12 protein-coding genes are annotated in these 18,741 nt (G+C 59.7%); 7 read left to right on the forward strand and 5 right to left on the reverse strand.

Features of this window, described 5'->3' with window-relative positions; translation table 11 throughout:
* Positions 1–108: 108 nt before the first annotated feature.
* Positions 109–2,772 carry an alanine--tRNA ligase gene (gene alaS, locus KYK83_RS04070; RefSeq protein WP_222827279.1) on the forward strand — a complete coding sequence of 888 codons (2,664 nt, stop codon included), beginning with the start codon at positions 109–111 and terminating at the stop codon, positions 2,770–2,772.
* Here alaS and KYK83_RS04075 read toward each other — a convergent pair.
* The 3 genes from KYK83_RS04075 to KYK83_RS04085 form a co-directional block, all read right to left on the reverse strand.
* Positions 2,769–3,272, reverse strand: a complete 504-nt coding sequence (locus KYK83_RS04075; protein ID WP_222827280.1) for a YkgJ family cysteine cluster protein — start codon at positions 3,270–3,272, stop codon at positions 2,769–2,771. The two genes, alaS and KYK83_RS04075, sit on opposite strands and share 4 nt — an antisense overlap.
* 3 nt (positions 3,273–3,275) lie before the next feature.
* On the reverse strand, positions 3,276–5,036 hold the full coding sequence (locus KYK83_RS04080; RefSeq protein ID WP_234003109.1) for a cation:proton antiporter domain-containing protein: 1,761 nt from the start codon (positions 5,034–5,036) through the stop codon (positions 3,276–3,278).
* 149 nt (positions 5,037–5,185) lie between these two features.
* A complete protein-coding gene (locus KYK83_RS04085) occupies positions 5,186–6,841 on the reverse strand; it encodes a carbon-nitrogen hydrolase family protein (protein WP_196846356.1) in 1,656 nt (551 codons plus the stop codon).
* 197 nt (positions 6,842–7,038) lie between these two features.
* Between KYK83_RS04085 and KYK83_RS04090 the strand changes: the two genes are divergently transcribed.
* Positions 7,039–8,259, forward strand: coding sequence for an FAD-dependent oxidoreductase (locus KYK83_RS04090; RefSeq protein WP_222827281.1), 1,221 nt, complete (start codon positions 7,039–7,041; stop codon positions 8,257–8,259).
* 60 nt (positions 8,260–8,319) lie between these two features.
* Here the strand turns inward: KYK83_RS04090 and KYK83_RS04095 are convergent, their stop codons facing one another.
* On the reverse strand, positions 8,320–9,540 hold the full coding sequence (locus KYK83_RS04095) for an NADP-dependent isocitrate dehydrogenase (RefSeq protein ID WP_103023265.1): 1,221 nt from the start codon (positions 9,538–9,540) through the stop codon (positions 8,320–8,322).
* Positions 9,541–9,827: 287 nt separating this feature from the next.
* On the opposite strand from KYK83_RS04095, the gene KYK83_RS04100 reads away from it, so the two are divergent.
* The 4 genes from KYK83_RS04100 to KYK83_RS04115 all read left to right on the forward strand — a co-directional run bounded on the left by KYK83_RS04100 (position 9,828) and on the right by KYK83_RS04115 (position 16,803).
* The gene (locus tag KYK83_RS04100) at positions 9,828–10,856 is read left to right on the forward strand and encodes a mannose-1-phosphate guanylyltransferase (protein ID WP_222827282.1); all 1,029 of its coding nucleotides are present in this window, start codon (positions 9,828–9,830) and stop codon (positions 10,854–10,856) included.
* A 343-nt stretch (positions 10,857–11,199) separates the two neighbouring features.
* Complete coding sequence (locus KYK83_RS04105; protein WP_222827283.1) at positions 11,200–11,913, forward strand: ImuA family protein; 714 nt, start codon at positions 11,200–11,202, stop codon at positions 11,911–11,913.
* Positions 11,834–13,381 (forward strand): DUF6504 family protein, encoded by a 1,548-nt coding sequence (locus tag KYK83_RS04110; protein WP_222827284.1) that lies wholly within the window; start codon positions 11,834–11,836, stop codon positions 13,379–13,381. Before KYK83_RS04105 ends, KYK83_RS04110 begins: the two co-directional genes overlap by 80 nt.
* On the forward strand, positions 13,381–16,803 hold the full coding sequence (locus KYK83_RS04115) for an error-prone DNA polymerase (RefSeq protein ID WP_222827285.1): 3,423 nt from the start codon (positions 13,381–13,383) through the stop codon (positions 16,801–16,803). The genes KYK83_RS04110 and KYK83_RS04115 overlap by 1 nt, the downstream gene beginning before the upstream one ends.
* A gap of 7 nt (positions 16,804–16,810) precedes the next feature.
* On the opposite strand, the gene KYK83_RS04120 is transcribed toward KYK83_RS04115, so the two are convergent.
* Positions 16,811–18,121: a UDP-glucose dehydrogenase family protein gene (locus tag KYK83_RS04120; protein ID WP_222827286.1), complete on the reverse strand. Its 1,311-nt coding sequence runs from the start codon at positions 18,119–18,121 to the stop codon at positions 16,811–16,813.
* A 165-nt stretch (positions 18,122–18,286) separates the two neighbouring features.
* Here KYK83_RS04120 and KYK83_RS17655 point away from each other — a divergent pair, with 165 nt between their 5' ends.
* Complete coding sequence (locus KYK83_RS17655) at positions 18,287–18,679, forward strand: DUF2946 family protein (protein ID WP_488153864.1); 393 nt, start codon at positions 18,287–18,289, stop codon at positions 18,677–18,679.
* The last annotated feature ends 62 nt before the right edge of the window (positions 18,680–18,741 follow it).

Raw genomic sequence — 18,741 nt, forward strand, 5'->3', positions numbered from 1 at the left:
CGTCCGCCGGTGCGCACCCGCCTCATCCACTGCTGATCGCCTGTAACGCACAGTCTGGCTGGGCTTTCACGCTTGTCGCATGCCACGCGATTGCTTACTTGCCTCGCCATGACTTCGACCAACGACATCCGCCGCAGCTTTCTCGACTATTTCGCCTCCCACGAACATGCGGAAGTCGCCAGCGCCCCGCTTGTCCCGTTCAGCGATCCAACGCTCATGTTCGTCAATGCGGGCATGGTCCCGTTCAAGAATGCCTTCACGGGTCTGGAAACGCCACCGGCGCAACGCGCAACCAGTGCTCAGAAATGCGTGAGAGCAGGCGGCAAGCACAACGATCTCGATAATGTCGGCTACACGGCGCGCCATCATACCTTCTTCGAGATGCTCGGAAACTTCAGTTTCGGGGACTATTTCAAGGAACAGGCGATCGATCACGCCTGGACCCTTCTCACCAAGGAATGGGGCCTCGACCCCGAACGCCTTCTGGTCACCGTCTATCATACAGACGACGAAGCATTCGATCTGTGGAAGAAACGGACCGGATTTGCGGACGAAAAGATCATTCGTATTCCGACCAAGGATAATTTCTGGGCCATGGGTTCCGATGGACCATGCGGTCCGTGCTCGGAGATATTCTATGATCATGGCGATCACATCTGGGGCGGCCCTCCGGGATCGCCCGAGGAAGACGGCGACCGGTTCGTGGAAATCTGGAACCTCGTTTTCATGCAGTACACACAGGAAAACGACGAGATCGTCGCCGACCTGCCAAAGCCCAGCATCGACACCGGCATGGGGATCGAACGTGTCGCAGCCGTGATGCAGGGCGTGCATGATAATTACGATACGGACACCTTCAAGAACCTGATCGCTGCGAGCGAAAGCCTGACAGGCGTAAAGGCCGAAGGGGACCGGACAGCCAGCCACCGCGTCATCGCCGATCACTTGCGTTCGACAAGCTTCCTTATGGCCGACGGCGTGCTGCCATCCAACGAAGGGCGCGGTTATGTTCTTCGCCGAATAATGCGCCGCGCCATGCGTCACGCCCACCTTCTCGGGGCGAGCGAACCGTTGATGCACCGACTGGTGCCTGCATTGGTGACGGAAATGGGCCAGGCCTATCCCGAACTCGTCCGCGGCCAGCCGCTGATTCAGGAGGTCCTCGAGCGCGAAGAAACGCAATTCCGCCGTACGCTCGACAAGGGTCTCAAGTTGCTGGATGAAGCAACGGAAGACATGGGTGAAGGCGGCACTCTCGACGGTGAAACCGCGTTCAAGCTCTACGACACCTACGGGTTTCCCTACGATCTTACCGAAGATGCGCTGCGCAGCCGCGGCATAGGCGTCAATAAGGACGGTTTCGACGCCGCGATGGCGCAGCAGAAAGCTGCTGCGCGCGCAGCATGGAAAGGATCGGGTCAGGCCGCGAACGAAGAGGTCTGGTTCGATATTGCCGAACGTGAGGGCTCGACAGAGTTCACCGGTTACAGCTCTACGACCGGGGAAGCCGCCGTCGTCGCCATCGTCAAGGATGGCGCCGAGGTGCAATCGGCTGAGGAAGGCGACGAAGTCGTCATCCTGACCAATCAGACTCCGTTCTATGGCGAAAGCGGCGGTCAGACCGGCGATGCCGGGCGCATCTGGACACCCGAGGGCCTGGAATTTTCGGTCGAGACGACGAACAAACCTCTCGGTCGTCTGCACTCGCACGCCGGCACCATCACCAAGGGAACGGTCAAAATCGGCGAAGCCGTCCATCTCGAGGTGGATGGCGATCGTCGCGATCGTATCCGCGCGAACCATTCGGCGACCCACCTGTTGCACGCTGCGCTGCGTAACCGGCTTGGCGGACATGTGACACAGAAGGGCTCGCTGGTATCCGACGATCGGTTCCGGTTTGATTTTTCCCATCCTAAACCACTGAGCGAGGAAGACATCGCTGCGGTGGAAGCCGAGGTGAATGAGGAAATTCGCGCTAACGAACAGGTCGGTACACGTCTGATGACGCCTGACGATGCGGTTGCGGCCGGGGCGCTTGCGCTGTTCGGCGAAAAGTATGGCGACGAGGTGCGCGTACTTTCCATGGGCCGCAAGGGCGGGGAAGGGCGCAATTACTCCGTGGAGCTATGCGGCGGTACGCATGTGAAGGCGACCGGCGACATCGGGATCTTCAAGGTGGTATCGGAAAGTGCGGTCAGCTCTGGCGTGCGTCGCATAGAAGCGCTGACCGGCGAGGCTGCACGCCAATGGCTGGTAGCGCGCGACGAAGCGGTTCGCGCGATCGCAAGCGCGTTGAAAACGTCGCCAGACGACGCCCGCACACGCGTCATGGCACTTATCGAAGAACGTAAAAGGCTGGAAAAGGATCTGGCCGAGGCGAAACGCGCGCTGGCGCTTGGCGGTGGCGGTACTGCAGACGTCGCAGCAGCCGATGAGGACATTGGCGGTGTAACCTTCTCCGGTCAGGTCATTGCAGGACTTGATCCGAAGGAGCTTCGCCCATTGCTCGACCAGGCAAAGAACCGAATGGGTTCGGGTGTGGCGGCGATTTGCGCGGTCAACGATGGCAAGGGTGCCTTCGCAGTGGCGGTCACGGACGATCTCACCGACCGCCTCAGCGCTGTCGATCTGGTGCGCGCTGGTGTCGAGGCTCTGGGAGGCAAGGGCGGCGGTGGCCGCGCCGACATGGCCCAAGGTGGCGGTCCGGACGGCTCGAAAGCCGATGCAGCACTCGACGCCGTGCGCCAGGCACTGGCCCAAGTCTCAGCCTAACGGTCGAAATGCTCGTATAGAGCGCGTAGTTCGCGCTCGATCGCCGCTACTTCGGCCGTATCATTGAGGCTCGATCGAGACTGGGCAACATTTTCCAGACGCTCCGCCAAGACAGTCGCTTTGTCGCGCAGTTCGGCCTTGTCTGTCATCTCATGCGCCCGCTGTGCAAGGAAGTTCAGGTCTGCGACCGGCCGCATGGCGAGAAAGGCATCGACCATGGGGCCGAGCAGCGCTTGATCATTACGCCAGTCGTTACCGGCAAACAGGTTCTGGACGACGTGCTGGCCCGCACCGAAGCATTCGAACCGGATACAGCCGGCAAAACCTTCCTCGGCCCGATGCTCGTAAATGGTGCAGAGACCGTTCCCGCCAAGCTTGGGGCACGGTTCGCCAGCAGATTTGATGGCGGAGAATCCCGGCATGTCTTCGGAAGGGTAGGCGATGCAGCATAGCGCTGCACAGCGATCGCAGTCCGAGCGCGTTTCTAGCACTGCGGGCATGGGTCAGCGTTCCGATGTACTGGTGCGTAGCTTGGGCTTGTAGGTCAGCGCCCCTTCAAGCTCGATCTGTTCGCGGAATTCGTCGCGCTTTTCGTGAATGGACGCAATCACCGGCCCCATCGCAACCCCGATATCGATGAGCACGGCCTCGGAAAGCTGGAGCGAACTCTCCAGCGTTTCCGGTACGGCATGACTGGCTCCTGCGCGATAGAGTTCGGCAGCGTGCGAACTGTCGCGAGCGCGGGCCACGATCAGCAGGTCAGGGTATGTCTTGCGCAGTTTAGCCACCAAGCGCTGTGCCAGAACCGGCTCGTCCATGGTGAGCACCAGAGCGAGGGCATTCTCGATCCCGAGCTTGTCGAGCGCGTCGGCGCGAGACGCATCTCCGAATGCTGCACGGATGCCCTCGCGCTTGGCGTTGGCAATGAGGTCGGCGTTCGAGTCGATTGCGATATAGGGCTTGTCATGCGCTTCCAGCATCCGCGCGATCAGCTGGCCGACACGGCCCGCGCCGACGATGATGACGCGCGGCTTGTCCATGTCTTCTGCAGGCAGTTCGGGTATCGGCTCGATACGCCGCCCGATGATCCTGCCGATATGCGCAAGCAAGGGCGTCACTGTCAGGCCGATCGCCGTGACGATCTGCCAGAACTGGGCCGTACCGGGCTGGATCAACAAAGCCGCCGATGCAGCGGAAATGATGATCAGCGTGTCTTCGGACGGGCTGGCCATGAGAATGCCCGTCTCGACTGCCGTACTCCGGCGCGCGCCCATCAAATACAGCAGCGTCGTGGTAATAAGTGCCTTGAGCGTAAGCAGGCAGACGACTGCGATGGCGATTGCGCCGATGTTCTCGAAGATACTGTAGACATTGATCGTCATGCCCACGGTCAGCAGGAATATCCCTAGTGCAAACCCGCGAAACGGTTCGAGGATATTGGCTACTTCCGGGGAATAATCCGTTTCCGCGATCATCAGCCCCGCCAGGAGCGCGCCCACGATCATCGAGAGGCCTACCATCGAGGTCGCGAGGCTTGCCCCGATCACTACCAGAAGGCTTGCGGCGAGAAATATCTCGGGACTCTTGGTACGGGCTGCCTGAGCGAAGAGGCGCGGCAGAACGAAGGGGCCTGCGGCGAGCATCAGCACGATGACGACCGCGCCCTTCCACAGCGTGTCGACCATCCCCTCGAACCCGTCCGCCGCGGCATGGGGGGCGAGGGTGCCAAGAAGAAAGATGATCGGAACCAGCGCGATGCCTTCGAACAGCAACATCGACAGCGCCGCTCTGCCAACCGGTGTTCGAGTACCTGAAATCGGCAGAACGACTGCGGTCGAGGACATGGCCAGAGCCAGGCCGAGCGCCAGGGCCCCGGTCCAGTACTGCCCCAGAATGGAAAGGAAAATCGCGATCAGCGATCCGCCGACCAGCAATTCGAGCGACCCGAGGCCGAAGACCAGTCGCCGCAATTGCCACAGGCGTTTGTACGAAAGCTCCAGCCCTATCGCGAACAGCAGTAGCACGATGCCCAGCTCGGCAAACGGCTCGAGCCGTTCCGGATCGGTAATCGTGAACCAGGTGAGCCATTCATATTCGGATGTCGCCCGGCCAAGACCGAATGGCCCCACCACGACGCCGACCAGAATGAAGCCGATGATGGGCGTGATCTTGAACCGGGCAAACAGCGGGATCACGATTCCCACGGCACCCAAAATCACCAGTGCATCCGACATCATCGGAGGGATCGCGGTCTCGGCATTCATAAGGCGCGAATGTTTCCTTCGTGTTGAACGCAATGCACTAGCGAGATTGTGCTGGCATCACATAGAGATGGCGCCTGCCGGGTCAGGCGACGTCCGTAACCGGCTTAGCTATGCGCAAGCCACCTGTCAGCCCCGCAATGGCGCGCGGGCTAACCTCCGCCGATGGTGGATGGACCCAGAGGTTCGCGGCGCGGACGCGGTTTGCCCGGGTGCTTGCCATCCTCGTCCCATTCGATGCGGTAGAGGTCGAAACGCCGGTCGGCCAGATTGCGGACCGTCCCTTCGGCGCGCGCCCATTGCAGATCGGCAAGGTTGATGTCGCTGATGGTCAGCGTCTCGACATTCTCGGTCGCTTCGGCTGCGATACCATCGCGTGCGAAGGGAAAATCGCAGGGGGTCAGGATACAGCTTTGTGCATACTGAATGTCCATGTTGCCCACGTTCGGAAGATTTCCGACATTCCCGCTGAGCACCACGAAGCACTGGTTTTCGATCGCGCGCGCCTGGCCGCAATAGCGTACCCGCAGATATCCCTGCCGGCTATCCGTGCAGAAAGGCACGAATATGATGCGCGCACCTTCGTCGGCGAGGCGGCGGCTGAGTTCGGGAAACTCGCTATCGTAACAGATCTGCACGCCGATCGGACCGCAATCGGTCTGGATCACCTCAACCTTGTCGCCGCCCTTGATGTTCCACCAGTACCGTTCGTTGGGTGTCGGATGGATCTTCTCCTGAGCATGCACCGCACCATCGCGCAGGCAGACGTAGGCGACGTTATGAATATCGCCATCGTCCATGCGCGTGGGATGCGATCCGGCGATGATATTGATGTTGTAGCGCATGGCCATTTCCGAAATGTCCGTACGCAGCCGAGGCGTATATTCCGACAGGCGCTCGATCGCTTCGACCGGTGACAGTTCCTTCTCCTCGAAACTCAGCAGCATCAGCGTGAAGAGTTCGGGAAAGACGATGAAGTCGGCTTCGTAATCGCTTGCCACATCGACGAAATATCGGACGTGGCGCATGAATTCGTCATAGTCGGCGACCTGCCGCGCCTGGAGCTGGCAGGTGGCCACGCGCACGGCTTCCACGCCGCGGGGCAGGCGCTTCTTCACCGGCTGATCCCGTTCGACGTAAGGGTTTCGCCAGACCATCATCACGGCATTGCTCTGCGAGGCCTTGTCCTCGGGCAGATATCCTTCGAGAATGCGTTCGGGCTCGAAGCCGTTTGCCATCTGAAAGCGCAGGACGGGATCGTGCAGCTTCTTCTCGACCACCTTGTCGAGATAGTCCTGCGGGCCTTCTACGCGGCGGCGGAAGCGGCGATAATTGGGCATGCGTCCGGCAAAGACGATGCCTGTCAGGTCCTTATCTTCGGCCAGCGCCCGGCGCTCTTCATAAAGGCGCCGCCCGATACGCACGCCGCGCACCTTTGGATCGACGCACATTTCATAGCCGTAGAGCCAGTCGCCGGTCGGATCGTGGCGGCTGCCGTAACCGTTGCCGGTGATCTCGTCCCAGTCGTGGTCCTGAAAGGCGAGTGCCTCGGCCAGTTGCATTGTCGCGCAATAGCCGACGACCTCATCGTCGAGCAGGGCGACGAAGCACCCTTCGCGGAAATTGTTGATCTGCCCGCGGATCTCGCCGTGCGTATAGGCAGGCATGTCCTCGTAAACGCGGCGCACCAGATTGGCGATGCCGGGAATGTCCTTGATCTTGGCGTTGCGGATATCGAGCCGCTTCTGTCCGAATTTCTCCGGACCCTTGCGTTTTACACTGCGCTTTTTGGTCGGCTGCTTGGCCATTGTGTCCCCGTGTCAGATTTCTGGCATCAACGTTCAGTGTGAACGCGTTTCGCGAAGCGCGGTTTCGTGCCGATTTCGTGGTTGGCGATACGGCGCGCAGCGCGCTACGGCAACAGTCCTCGCTCGAGGGTCGCTGGCCGCCCTAGGGTCCGGGAAGGATGCGGATCGTGGGCGATTGTAAAAGAGAGACAGACGGAATGGTGAAACATGACGTGGTCGTTGTCGGGGGAGGGCCGGCGGGGATGATGGCGGGCCTGCTGCTGGCCCGGGCCGGTGTCGACGTTCTGGTGCTGGAGAAGCATGCCGATTTCTTCCGCGATTTCAGGGGCGACACGGTACATCCTACGACGATGGAGATCCTCGATCAGCTCGGCTGGCTGGATGAATTCTTGCGTCTCCCGCACAACCGGGTCGATAGTGCTGAATTCACTTGGGAAGACCGGACGTACAGTCTGGCCGATTTCTCCCATCTACGCACGCCGGCTCCTTTCATCGCCATGATGCCGCAATGGGACCTGCTCGACTTCCTGCGCGATAAGGCACGAGCTTTTTCCGGCTTTCATCTCGCGATGTGCGAGGAGGTTACCCAGCTTGTGCAGGAAGGGCGGCGTTTCACGGGTGTCGTTACCGCGGCTGGCGAGGAATTTCATGCTCGAAGGCTTGTCGTGATGGCAGACGGCCGATCCTCGCTGGTTCGTCGCAAGGGTCTCCTGTCCCTGCATGATCTGGGCGCGCCGATCGATGTCCTGTGGTTCAAGGTGCCCAAGAGCGGTTCCGGCAGCCGGCTGCGCGGACAGATAAAGGGCGGCCACATGCTCGTTCTGTTCGAACGCGGCGATTACTGGCAATGCGCCTTCGTCATCGCCAAGGGGCAAGCGGCGCGCATGATGGCACAGCCAATTGCGGACTTGCGCGCGCTGGTCGCCGCCGCGGCGCCGGATCTGCCCGATCTGGAACGCGCATTGTCGGATTGGGACCAGGTCAAATTGCTCAGCGTGTCGCTTGATCGGCTGGAAAAGTGGTATCTGCCGGGGTTGCTGGCAATTGGCGATGCGGCGCACACAATGAGCCCGGTCGGCGGCGTGGGCATCAATCTGGCCATTCAAGACGCGGTCTGCGCGGCCAATGTTCTGGCCGCACCGCTAGCCGCGGATCGCGATATCGATCACCTTCTGAGCAAGGTCCAGGCGAGGCGCGAACTGCCAGTACGCGTCGTTCAGGGCGTGCAGAAACTGGCGCACGAGGTGGTAATCGAACCAATCCTGAAAAGTCAGGACGGCAAGCCCCGCGAAGCGCCCTTGCCGCTAAGGATTGCCGATCGGTTCAGCCGCTTGCGACGCCTGCCTGCGCGTCTCATCGGTTACGGTTTCCGGCGTGAACGCCTGACAGCGCCATGCGCGGCGGAAAATGCGAGCTGATACGAAAAACCCCCGTCCCGAAGGACGAGGGCTCTTCAAATACTCAGTTGCGGTGGGGACCTAGCCCCAATTCGCCATTTCCTTCTCGAGGTTCTCGACAATCGCTTCGAAGAACTGTTCGGTGGTCATCCAGCTCTGGTCCGGACCGATAAGAAGCGCAAGATCCTTGGTCATCTTGCCGCTTTCGACAGTCTTGATGCAGACACGTTCCAGCGTTTCCGCGAACTTCACGACGTCCGGCGTATTGTCGAAACGACCGCGATAGATAAGGCCGCGCGTCCAGGCGAAGATGCTGGCGATCGGGTTGGTTGATGTCGCCTTGCCCTGCTCGTGCTGGCGATAGTGACGGGTAACGGTGCCGTGGGCAGCTTCCGCTTCCACCGTCTTGCCATCGGGCGTCATCAGGACCGACGTCATCAGGCCGAGCGAGCCGAAGCCCTGCGCGACCACGTCCGACTGTACGTCGCCGTCGTAGTTCTTGCAGGCCCAGACGAACTTGCCGCTCCACTTGAGTGCCGATGCGACCATGTCGTCGATCAGGCGGTGCTCGTACGTGATCTTCGCTTCAGCGAACTTGTCCTTGAATTCATTGTCGAACACTTCCTGGAACAGGTCCTTGAAGCGGCCGTCGTATTTCTTGAGGATCGTGTTCTTGGTCGACAGGTACACCGGCCATTTGCGATCAAGGCCATAGTTCATGCAGGCACGCGCGAAGTCGCGGATGCTGTCGTCGAGGTTGTACATCGCCATGGCGACGCCCGAACTCTGGAATTCATAAACGTCGAGGTCGATGTTCTCGCCATTCTCGCCTTCGAAAACCAGGCGCAGTTTGCCGGCGCCGGGGATCAGCGTGTCCTTGGCGCGATACTGGTCGCCGAATGCGTGACGACCGACAACGATCGGGTCGGTCCAGCCCGGCACCAGGCGCGGGACATTGTCGATCACGATGGGTTCGCGGAAGACCACGCCGCCCAGAATGTTGCGGATCGTGCCGTTCGGGCTGACCCACATCTTCTTGAGGCTGAATTCTTCGACGCGTGCCTCGTCCGGTGTGATGGTGGCGCATTTCACGCCCACGCCGTGTTCCTTGATGGCGTTGGCGGCGTCGACCGTGATCTGGTCTTCCGTCTCGTCACGCTTTTCGATGGAGAGATCGTAATATTTCAGATCGACGTCGAGGTAAGGCAGGATCAGCCGTTCGCGGATCCACTGCCAGATGATTTTCGTCATTTCGTCGCCGTCGAGCTCGACGATCGGGTTCGCAACCTTGATCTTGGCCATGGGTATCCTGTTCGTTCGAATTGAGGTTGCGCGCGCCATAGCAGAGCGCGGGGCGAGGGCAAGGGAGGGGGCAGGATAGACTTTGGCCGCTGGCGCGGAGAAGGCCGGGCTTGCTCCATGTGCAACCGATCTGGCGTGGGACCAGGCGATAAAAATGCTTTGGCTGGACATTGTCTGCATGCTCAGAGCCTTGCCCTGACGGTTTCTAAACTCGATAGTAACCATCGCAGCATAGGGTTTGCGGGCACTTCCAATCACCTGAATGATCAGATCTAACTAGGCGACGCATGACTATTGTTCCGGTAATTCTATGTGGCGGAAGCGGCACTCGGCTCTGGCCGCGAAGCCGGAAGGCGATGCCGAAGCCCTTCCTGCCGCTTGTCGGCGAGAGAACGCTTTTCGAAGCGACACTTCATCGCTGTGCCGATCCCGAGGTGTTTGCCCGCCCGATCGTGGTTACGGGGGCAGAACACGTCGAGCATGTAGAAGCGCAGTCCGGCCCCGGCACTTCGATCATCGTCGAACCGGAAGCGAAGAATACTGCAGCAGCGATCGCGCTGGCGGCATATCGGCTGCCGAAAGACGCCATAATGCTCGTTTGCCCGAGCGATCATCACATTGCCGATTTACAGGCGTTTACCGATGCGGCCACGAGCGCAGCGTCGCTGGCGAGCGATGGCTGGCTCGTCGCTTTCGGTATCGAGGCGAGGAAGCCGGAAACCGGATTTGGATATATCAAATGCGGCGCACGGCTTGGTGATCGTTCCTACCGTGTAGAACGGTTCGTGGAAAAGCCGGACCTCGCGACAGCCAGGTCTTTTCTCGCGCAAGGCGATTACCGCTGGAATGGGGGTTTGTTCGCGTTCGTCGCAGGGAAATTTATCGAAGAACTGGCGTCGCATCGACCGCAAATTTCCGCCTTGGTCGAGCAGGCGGTTCTCAGTGGCCGCGACGAAGGCGGTCACTTTCATCCGGATGCGGAGGCGTTTTCCAAGGTCAGCGGCGAAAGCATCGACTATGCAGTGATGGAGAATACCGACAGGGCCGCGGTGGTGCCGGTTGATATGGGGTGGTCGGACATCGGCAACTGGGTGGCGCTGCGTGAAGCCTGCGCAACCGACGGCAATGGGAATGTCGCGCCGAGCTCGGCGGAATTGATTGATTGCCGCAATGTGATGGTGGAGAGCGACGGCCCGCGCGTATCGGTCGTTGGGCTGGAGAATGTCACTATTGTCGTTTCGAACGGCGAAATACTGGTGACGAGCGATGCTGGGGCGCAAAAAGTGGGCAATCTGGCCGGGGCGAAAAATCAGTAATGCACGCTCGCGATTGAGCGGATTTCTACCGTGAATCTTTTCGAAACCTGCCTACTATCCCGCTGATAAAACGCGTGTAATGGGGTGAGGCACCTGGGTCCGTCTTTTTCGCAACGGTCCATGCCTTATGATCGATAAATCCCTGTTTATGAGCTCTGTGGCTGGCGTCTTGTTCGGGATGTCGGGCCAAGGCAATCGACAGCTCACATCTGGAATATCGCTCTTGATCGAATGATGGATCGGTGAGAACATAAGTGGAACATTGGTTAGGCCGATTCGTATCCACTTGATGTCACATGCTCAGAATATCTCACCGCCTCAAAACACTCCTCTGGCTGGGAGAGTGGACGCTCTGCGTGCTTCGGAACTTCCCGTTGCCCTGGGGAATGGCGCAGACGAATGGTCCCCTGATCTGCAGCTTCCGCATTCCATGTGGGAAATCTTCGGCAGCATGGACGATGTCGCCGGTGACGCGCTGGCACTTGCTTTCGCTCAGAAACATTGTGCTGCTGGCGGCGAAGGCTGGCGGTGGCTGTGGGTTCAGGATGCGCGCAGCACCCGATCTTCGGGGCGCCCGTTTCTTCATGGCCTGCCGCCACCGTTGCGCAGCGGCTTCATTCATGTCGAGGCAGGCAGTGCGGCCGATGCCTTATGGGCAATGGAAGAAGGCGTAAGATGCGGCGAGCTGTCCTTCGTCATCGGCGAGATCGTGGGCGATCCCAAGGTGCTCGATTTCACGGCCATCCGTCGGCTCGTGCTGGCGGCGGAACGCAATGGCGTGATGCTTTACCTGTTGCGCCGGGAAGGCTTTGCGAATCTTTCCGCTGCCCGGTTGCGCTGGCGGGTTACCGCTGCGCCTTCGGCATTGCACCGCTGGAACAGTATGGCACCCGGTGTGCCGCGCGTGCGCGCCGAATTGTTTCGCGGACGCGGCCTGAGGCCTGGGCAGTTTTGGCTCGAACATGGCGTGGGCTCGCATGAACCGGATCATAGTCTCCTTGTGGTTCCCGACCTTCGCGATCGACCGGTGGAGCCGGATTACCGCGCAACAGGGTGAGGAAGACGATCTGCGACAGCCCATCGTGCTGGTGAGCGACACGGCACATGGTCCCGTCATCGATGCCGTCAGCCGGATGGCCATGGCTGCTGGTGCGCAGTCCGGCATGCGCTTGGCCGATGCGCGAATGCTGGCCCCCGAACTGGTGGCCATTCCATTCGATCACGAAGGCAACCAGCGCACGTTGGGAAAGCTGGCGCTTGCAACGCAGCGCTGGGGGCCCTGGAGCATGGTGGACGGTTACGATGGCATATTGCTTGATAGTTCGGGCAGTGCACATCTGTTTGGTGGCGACGGTCCGATGCTGACGAGGATCGAAACGTTTTTTCTGAGGCAAGGTTATCAATGCCGTATCGCCTGTGCGCCCAATAGCGGAGCCGCCTGGGCGCTTTCCCACTATGCCGAGAATCGTTCGGCCATCACCATGCCGGACGATCTGCCTGAAGCGCTTGCGCCTCTGCCTGTTGCTGCCCTGCGGCTCAATTCGGAAACCAGACTGTTGCTGGCCCGGCTCGGGCTGAAAACCGTTGGCGACTTGATGGAAGTTCCGCGTGAAAGTCTCGTCCGGCGCTTCCGCAATCGTCGTTCCGCCGAAGCCAATCCCCTGGTCAGGCTCGATCAGGTGCTGGGGCGTAAGCACGAGCCGCTCGTCCCGCTTATCGAGCACCCACCATTCGGGGCAGAGCGCCGACTTGCCGAGCCGATCCTTCACCTCGAGCCGCTGCAGCATATCGTGGGCGATATTACGCATGACCTCATGCGTATCCTGGAACAGGCCAAACATGGCGTGCGCAGACTGTCGCTGCGTCTGTGGCGGGTGGATGGCGAAGATATGTACCGAACGCTCGAACTGGCTTCGCCGTCACGCGATCCCGATCATATCATTCGTCTGTTCGTACAACGGCTGGACGACGTTGAAGCCGGGTTCGGCATCGATCAGATCAGGTTGACTGCAATATGGACCGAGCCGCTGGATGGCGCACAGGATACGCTCGACAAGCTCGACACCAGCGGCACGGCGCTACCGGTTCTGATCGACAGGCTGGTTACGCGCTTGGGCAGGGACAGGGTGGCACAATTTGTTCCGCGTAGCAGCCATTGGCCCGAACGCTCACAGCGAGTGGCAGCGCCCGGCAAAACGAGCGCCGCAGTGCAATATGATCTCGGTTTCAACCAGCGCCCGCTCAAGCTGCTGGCCCGTGCCGAGCCGATCAGTGTCATCTATGCCACTCCCGAAGGTCTGCCTCGGCGCTTTCGCTGGCGCGGCGGGCTGCACGTTATTGTAAAGGCGGAAGGGCCGGAGCGGATAGCACCCGAGTGGTGGAGACAGCGGGCGAATGCGCGATTGCGTGATTATTACCGGATCGAGGACGAGGCCGGGCGCCGTTACTGGATCTATCGCAATGGCCTGATCGGTGACGGGCGAGGCGGGCCGCCCGACTGGTATCTGCATGGATTTTTCGCCTGATGCCCGATCAGCCGCTCACCCCTGATCGCCGAACGCTTGCCCGATTTTCCGACAAGGAATTCGTCGGCAACCCCCGCGCGCAATTCGTCGAGCTGGGGATCACCAGCTGCTTCTCGTTTCTGCGCGGCGCGTCCGATGCGGTGGATCTGGTCCTGACCGCATTCGCGCAAGGGTACGATGCCATTGGCATCGCCGATCGCAATACGCTGGCGGGGGTGGTGCGCATTCATACCGAAGCCAAGACGGCCCGGATGCGTCCGGTAATCGGATGCCGGATCGTGACTGTCGAGGGCTGGCATTTTCTCGCCTATCCGACCGACCGCGCCGCCTACGGACGGCTTACCTCACTGCTGTCCAGGGGCAAGATGCGGACTCTGGAAGGGAAATGGCAGGACAAGGGCGAGACGCACATCGATCTCGCAATGCTGGCCGACCACGCAGAAGGCATACAGCTGATCCTCATCCCCCCGGACGTTCTCGACGAGCGGTTTATGGCTGAATTGCGCAAGCTTGCCGTACAGCTGCCGACACTCCGGCATCTTGCCGCCGCCTATCTCTACTCCGGCGACGACATTGCGCGTATCAACCAGCTCGATACGCTGGCGCGAAGCACCGGCCTCACCATCCTTGCCACCAATGACGTGCACTATCACGCCCGCGACCGGCGGCCCTTGCAGGATGTGATGACCTGCATCCGCGAAAAGACGACGATCGATGGTGCGGGCCTTTTGCTTGAGGCAAATGCGGAACGTCACCTCAAACCGCCGGAAGAAATGGTCCACCTGTTTGCCGAATGGCCCCATGCCATTGCCGCGGCGCGTGACGTGGCCGATGCGAGCACGTTCGACCTTGAGGAACTATGTTATGAATACCCGGACGAGCCGATCCCCAAGGGCCGTTCGCCGGATGCGTATCTTGCCGAACTGGCCCGGCAGGGTGCACAGGCCCGTTACCCTCGTGGTGTTCCGGTCAAGGTAACACGCCTGATCGATTATGAGCTCGATTTGATCCGTAGGCTCGGCATCGCACGCTACTTCCTGACCATCAGGGACATCGTCGATTTTGCGCGGACCCGGGATCCGCCGATCCTGTGTCAGGGACGCGGCAGCGCGGCAAACTCCGCCGTCTGCTACTGTCTTGGCATTACGGCTGTCGACCCGGACGAGCACGAATTGCTGTTCGACCGCTTCATCTCCGAAGAGCGCAAGGAGCCACCGGACATAGACGTCGATTTCGAACACGAACGGCGCGAAGAGGTCATCCAGCATATTTATGATCGCTACGGTCGTCACCGCGCCGGGCTGTGCGCAACAGTAATTCATTACCGTCCGCGTATGGCCATTCGCGAAGTCGGTAAGGTTATGGGACTGTCCGAAGATACCACGAGCGTGCTCGCGCGGACCGTCTGGGGCAGCTATGGGCGAGAAATTGCAGAAAAGCATGCGCAAGAAGCCGGGCTCGATATGCGTGATCCGCACTTACGCCGTGTGCTGAAACTGACTGAGCAGATGATTGGCATGCCGCGCCATCTCTCGCAGCACGTAGGCGGTTTCATCCTCACTCAGGGCCCGCTGGTCGAAACCGTGCCAATCGGCAATGGTGCCATGCCGGATCGCAGTTTTATCGAATGGGACAAGGACGACATAGAAGCCTTGGGCATTCTGAAGATCGACGTTCTGGCGCTGGGGATGCTGACCTGTCTGCAAAAGGGTTTCGACCTGCTGCGCGATCACCATGATCGTGATCTGACGCTGGCGACCGTCCCGCGCGAAGATGCCCGTGTTTACGACATGCTGGTGAAGGGGGACAGCCTAGGCGTCTTCCAGGTGGAAAGCCGGGCGCAGATGAACATGTTGCCGCGGTTGAAGCCGCGCCAGTTCTATGATCTCGTCATTCAGGTGGCGATCGTACGTCCCGGCCCGATCCAAGGGGATATGGTACATCCCTATCTCAAACGGCGGCGGAAGGACGAAGCCGTGGTCATTCCAAGGCCATCCCCCCTTCATGGCCCGCCGAATGAACTCTCATCGATCCTCGATCGCACTTTGGGTGTGCCGATTTTCCAAGAGCAAGCGATGAAAATTGCACTTGATGCCGCAAAATTTTCCAGCACCGAGGCAAATCAGCTTCGCAAGGCGATGGCGACCTTCCGCAGCCGCGGCATGGTTGATGAATTGCAGGACAAGATGGTCGGTCGGATGATCGCGCGGGGCTATGACCCGGACTTTTCAGAACGCTGCTTCAACCAGATACGCGGTTTTGGAGAATATGGGTTTCCGGAAAGCCATGCGGCCAGTTTTGCCCATCTCGTCTACATTTCAAGCTGGATGAAATGCCATTATCCGGCCGCGTTTGCCTGTGCATTGCTCAATTCACAGCCGATGGGTTTTTATGCCCCCGCGCAAATCGTACGCGATGCGCAAGAGCATGGCGTGGAAGTACACGCAGTCGATGTCAATGAAAGCCACTGGGACAACACGCTCGAGCAGTGGGAAGGTAAATCTCAGCCACCCATGCGGCTGGGGTTTCGCCAGATCGACGGACTGACGGAGGTATCGGCCGCGCGGCTGGTTGCTGCACGCGATGCAGGAGGTCCGTACGATAGTGTTGTCGAACTGCGGGAGCGTACGAAGCTTTCGCCCAGTGTTATCGAAAGGCTTGCTGCCGCGGACGCGTTTCGCTCCATGGGGCTCGACCGGCGACAGGCGTTGTGGGATGCGCGCGCACTCAAATCGGTAGACGATCTGCCTTTGTTCACTGCGACCGCTGTTCGGGACGAAGGGGCAGAAATCACGCATCATATGTTGCCGCTGATGCCATTATCCGAACATGTCGTGGCCGATTATCAGACCGCCAGACTGAGCCTGAAAGCGCATCCCATGCAATTTTTACGCAACGGGATGCATGATCGCGGGGTTACCGCAAATGCGGACCTGCGTCGGAAAAATTTCCGTAGCCGGGTGAAGGTGGCCGGTGTCGTGCTGATCCGCCAACGCCCCGGCAGCGCCAAAGGGGTGTGTTTCATCACCTTGGAGGATGAGACGGGGGTTGTGAACCTCGTGGTGTGGCCGGATGTGATGGAGCGATATCGCAAGGTCATAATGAGTGCGCGACTGATGGAGGTTACCGGCAGGGTCGAGATGGACGACGAGGTGCTCCACGTCATTGTATCGCATATAGACGATGCGACCTGGCGATTAACCGAATTGAGTGATGACCTGATCGCACCCCAGATGTCGCGAGCCGACGAAGTCAATCGGCCCTTGCGAACCATGAGTGCGGCAAAGCGCAAGGTCGAGATATCACCCGGTCCGGGGAATACCGATAGTGCATCTCACCAAGCAAGACGAGCGTTGCGTGCGCCGCGGCCTTCGCATCCCCGCAACGTCCGCATCCTGCCCAACAGCCGCGATTTTCATTAGCCGGTGATCAACCGCGGCCGATGCTGGTGTAGGCAAATCCCCTGTCGCGCATATCTGCCGGCCTGTAGATGTTGCGTAAGTCGACCATCACCGGCGATTTCGCCAAATCCATGACGCGCTTCAGATCGAGCGCGCGGAATGCATCCCATTCGGTAACTATTGCGATGGCATCGGCGTCTGCAATGGCGGCATACGGGTCTGCGACCATTTCCACCTCTGGCATCAGCGGTTTGGCCTGTTCCATGCCTTCCGGGTCATATGCTGCCACATGCACGCCCGCGTCGGTGAGGGTCTGCGCAACCGCGATCGCTGGCGAATCCCGCATGTCATCGGTGTTCGGTTTGAAGGTCAGCCCCAGGAGAGCGACCTTTTTCCCACGCGCATCGTTCAACCCGCCAATCGCGTCGAGCACCTTGCGGCCCATCGCGCGCTTGCGGCTCTCGTTTGCCTTCACCACCGACTCAACGATCCGGGTGGGGCTGTCGTAATCCTCCGCCGTCTTGAGCAGGGCGAGCGTATCTTTCGGGAAACATGATCCTCCATAGCCGGGGCCAGCGTGGAGGAATTTCGAACCGATGCGATTATCCATTCCGATGCCACGGCTCACGTCTTGCACATTCGCGCCAACTTTCTCGCACAAATCTGCCATTTCGTTGATGAAAGTGATCTTGGTGGCAAGGAATGCATTCGCAGCATATTTGATGAGTTCGCTCGTGCGGCGCCCCGTGAAAAGGATCGGCGATTCATTAAGGAACAAGGGGCGGTAGACTTCACTCATGATTTCGCGCCCGAAATCGTCTTCAGCACCAATCACGATACGGTCGGGGCGTTTGAAATCGCCAATTGCGGCGCCCTCGCGCAGGAACTCAGGGTTGGAAACTACCGCGATGCGATGCGGTGTCCCGCTGTTCTTGAGAATCCGCTCAACCTCGTCCCCGGTGCCGACGGGTACGGTGGATTTGGTCACGACCACGGCGTCGCCAGCCAGATGCTCGCCAATCTCCTCGGCCACAGCGTAGACGAAGGAAAGGTCCGCATGACCATCGCCGCGCCGACTAGGAGTACCGACAGCGATGAAGATGGCGTTGGCGCCCTTGATCCCTTCGGCCAGACTCGCAGTGAATGTCAGTCGGCCAGCCCTTGCGTTCGATGTCACTAGATCGGCGAGACCCGGCTCATAAATCGGCATGATACCGTCATTCAGACGATCGATCTTCGACTGGTCCTTATCGATGCAAACCACGTCGTGACCGAAATCGGCAAAACATGCTCCTGAAACTAGGCCCACATAACCCGAGCCCACCATTGCAATCTTCATATTCTCACCTTGCTCGAAGCTGTAACCTGCCGGCCCTTCAAGATCCTGACCAATTTCCCGCGCAATGCCCTGCTTACATATACAGCACAACAGCCTTATCGCAGGCCGGGACTCCTTTGCTCACAAGCCCTTTGCATAAGCAATCGGATCAGCTAAGGGCGCGGCATGATATATTGTCACGCTAAAAGTCGAGGCTTAGCGCGCGGTGGACGCCGCTCGCTATCTCACCTTTGGTGTGCGTTGCTCGCGCTTTTCGTATTAGCGCAGAGTTTCATTGTCCAAACCCATTTCCATGAAACCGTCCAAGTCACCGCGCACACGCAAGGTACAATTGTCGCGCCGATACAAAAAGAACGGGACGACGACAGCCGATACGCCGGCCAGGATAGCTGTGCGATTTGCCGGGAGACAGGACAGTCGGGCCTCTATCTACTGCCCCCTGCAATACTGTTCTCTGCAGTGGAAACGAAAGAGCATTGGTCGCGCTGGCTGCCGATTGGCGAGTTTCGTTTGCCTACTCCGCCTGTCGGGTGGTTGGGGCGTGCCCCTCCTCAGTAACTCCATGTAAAATAACCGGCTATTCGCGCTGCGCGCCCGCTTTTGGCTGCAGCCGCGTCGTT

The sequence above is a fragment of the Qipengyuania pacifica genome (assembly GCF_019857205.1).
Taxonomy (GTDB): domain Bacteria; phylum Pseudomonadota; class Alphaproteobacteria; order Sphingomonadales; family Sphingomonadaceae; genus Qipengyuania; species Qipengyuania pacifica.

What these genes read in the sequence shown, in the direction of transcription:
- KYK83_RS04110 (WP_222827284.1), top strand. Translation starts at nt 11,834, where the DNA reads ATGAACCGGATCATAGTCTCCTTGTGGTTCCCGACCTTCGCGATCGAC.
- KYK83_RS04085 (WP_196846356.1), bottom strand. Translation starts at nt 6,841, where the DNA reads ATGGCCAAGCAGCCGACCAAAAAGCGCAGTGTAAAACGCAAGGGTCCG.
- KYK83_RS04080 (WP_234003109.1), bottom strand. Translation starts at nt 5,036, where the DNA reads ATGAATGCCGAGACCGCGATCCCTCCGATGATGTCGGATGCACTGGTG.
- KYK83_RS04075 (WP_222827280.1), bottom strand. Translation starts at nt 3,272, where the DNA reads ATGCCCGCAGTGCTAGAAACGCGCTCGGACTGCGATCGCTGTGCAGCG.
- KYK83_RS17655 (WP_488153864.1), top strand. Translation starts at nt 18,287, where the DNA reads ATGATATATTGTCACGCTAAAAGTCGAGGCTTAGCGCGCGGTGGACGC.
- KYK83_RS04100 (WP_222827282.1), top strand. Translation starts at nt 9,828, where the DNA reads ATGACTATTGTTCCGGTAATTCTATGTGGCGGAAGCGGCACTCGGCTC.
- KYK83_RS04090 (WP_222827281.1), top strand. Translation starts at nt 7,039, where the DNA reads ATGGTGAAACATGACGTGGTCGTTGTCGGGGGAGGGCCGGCGGGGATG.
- KYK83_RS04095 (WP_103023265.1), bottom strand. Translation starts at nt 9,540, where the DNA reads ATGGCCAAGATCAAGGTTGCGAACCCGATCGTCGAGCTCGACGGCGAC.
- alaS (WP_222827279.1), top strand. Translation starts at nt 109, where the DNA reads ATGACTTCGACCAACGACATCCGCCGCAGCTTTCTCGACTATTTCGCC.
- KYK83_RS04120 (WP_222827286.1), bottom strand. Translation starts at nt 18,121, where the DNA reads ATGAAGATTGCAATGGTGGGCTCGGGTTATGTGGGCCTAGTTTCAGGA.
- KYK83_RS04115 (WP_222827285.1), top strand. Translation starts at nt 13,381, where the DNA reads ATGCCCGATCAGCCGCTCACCCCTGATCGCCGAACGCTTGCCCGATTT.